The sequence below is a fragment of the Streptomyces sp. NPDC005728 genome, assembly GCF_040630895.1.
GTDB lineage: Bacteria > Actinomycetota > Actinomycetes > Streptomycetales > Streptomycetaceae > Streptomyces.
The window spans coordinates 1-1,151 of sequence record NZ_JBEXYL010000306.1 but is presented as its reverse complement, the minus strand read 5'-3'; the positions used below and the strand labels follow the sequence as shown (position 1 = coordinate 1,151).

Sequence of the window (1,151 nt, the reverse complement as noted above, 5' to 3'; positions counted from 1 at the left end):
GAACGGATCGTGGTCGGGCTGACCGGCGGGCCCGAGGGCCGCACCCTGATCCGGCGCGCTGCCCGGCTCGCGGAGAAGGGCGCGGGCGGCGAGGTCATGGCCGTCTACATAGCCCGCAGCGACGGCCTGACCGCGGCCTCTCCGAAGGAACTGGCCGTCCAGCGCACCCTGGTGGAGGACCTCGGCGGCACCTTCCACCACGTCGTCGGCGACGACATACCGGCCGCACTGCTCGACTTCGCCCGCGGCGTCAACGCCACCCAGATCGTCCTCGGCGTCTCCCGCCGCAAGGGCTGGCAGTACGTCTTCGGGCCCGGCGTCGGCGCCACGGTCGCCCGCGAGTCGGGACCCGACCTCGACGTCCACCTCATCACCCACGACGAGGCGGGCAAGGGCCGCGGCCTGCCCGTCGCCCGGGGCGCGCGGCTCGGCCGCTCCCGGATCATCGGCGGCTGGCTGGTCGGCGTCGCCGGCCCCGTCCTGCTGACCTGGCTGCTGAGCGGGGCGTTCCCGTCCGTCGGGCTCGCCAACGACATGCTGCTGTTCCTGACGATGACGGTGGCGGCGGCGCTGCTCGGCGGTCTCTTCCCGGCCCTGGTCTCGGCCGTGGTCGGATCCCTCCTGCTCAACTGGTACTTCACCCCGCCCGTCCACACCCTCACGATCGCCGATCCGGAGAACATCGTCGCCATCGCGATCTTCGTCGGAGTGGCCGCCTCGGTCGCGTCGGTGGTGGGCCTGGCAGCCCGCCGTACCCATCAGGCGGCGCGGCTGCGCGCGGAGTCGGAGATCCTCTCCTTCCTCGCGGGCAGTGTGCTGCGCGGCGAGACCAGTGTGGAGGCGCTGCTGGACCGGGTCCGGGAGACCTTCGGCATGGAGTCGGCCGCCCTGCTGGAACGCGAGAGCGACGTGGCGCCCTGGACCTGCGCGGGCAGCGTGGGCCCGCGCCCCTGCGCCACCCCCGAGGACGCGGACGTCGAGGTCCCGGCCGGTGACCGCCTCTCCCTCGCCCTGTCCGGCCGCGTCCTGCCGGCCGAGGACCGCAGGGTACTGGCCGCCTTCGCCGCGCAGGCCGCCGTCGTACTGGACCGCCGGCGCCTCCAGGAGGAGGCCGACCAGGCCCGCGCGCTCGCCGAGGGCAACCGCATCCG

General features: G+C 74.5%; 1 protein-coding gene. It reads left to right on the top strand.

What is annotated here, in order from left to right; all coding sequences use genetic code 11:
• On the top strand, nt 1–1,151 hold a 1,151-nt coding region (locus ABZ471_RS48805; protein ID WP_359075651.1), incomplete at both ends, for a DUF4118 domain-containing protein.